Annotated in this window: 1 protein-coding gene; it reads right to left on the bottom strand. The window is 62.7% G+C overall.

What is annotated here, in order from left to right:
• Positions 1 to 136: 136 nt before the first annotated feature.
• Positions 137 to 523, bottom strand: a 387-nt coding sequence (locus G9E11_RS16000) for an HNH endonuclease signature motif containing protein (RefSeq protein WP_190608354.1), incomplete at its 5' end; no start/stop codon positions are given.

Genomic DNA, 523 nt, shown 5'->3' with positions numbered 1-523 from the left:
AACTCGGCTCCACTCAGCCCTGGGCTACAACACCCCGGTCGAGCACGAACTGCTGCTCTCGGCGTCACAACCTCAGCCGGCACAAGCCGCCTGATCAACTGTCCACGACTTGCGGGCAACCCCAGCTCAGGCGGGTTCATGTTTTGTGGTGGTGGTTTTGTCGGGGCCGTTGGCGTGGGTCGATGTGGGGTGGGGGTATGAACCAGGGGATGCCGTTTTTGACGTGAATTTTCCACTGTTCTTTGTGGATCAGATGGTGGTGGTGGGTGCAGAGGAGGACGCCGTTGTCGGTGCTGGTTGGTCCGCCTCTGGACCAGTAGGTGATGTGGTGGGCTTCGCACCAGGATGCGGGGATGGTGCAGTTGGGGAACGCGCAGCCTTGGTCGCGGGCGTTGAGGGCTTTGCGGATGTGGGGCGGGAAGATGCGGGTGGTGCGGCCGATGTCGAGGATGCGTCCTTCGGAGCCGAGGAGGACGGGGATGATGTCGGCGTCGCAGGCGATTTTGCGGATGGTGGAGGCGGT

Source organism: Arthrobacter ipis (assembly GCF_014694315.1).
GTDB lineage: Bacteria > Actinomycetota > Actinomycetes > Actinomycetales > Micrococcaceae > Arthrobacter > Arthrobacter ipis.
Note: the sequence above shows the minus strand (reverse complement) of the source record. Positions and strands in the feature narration are given on the sequence as shown.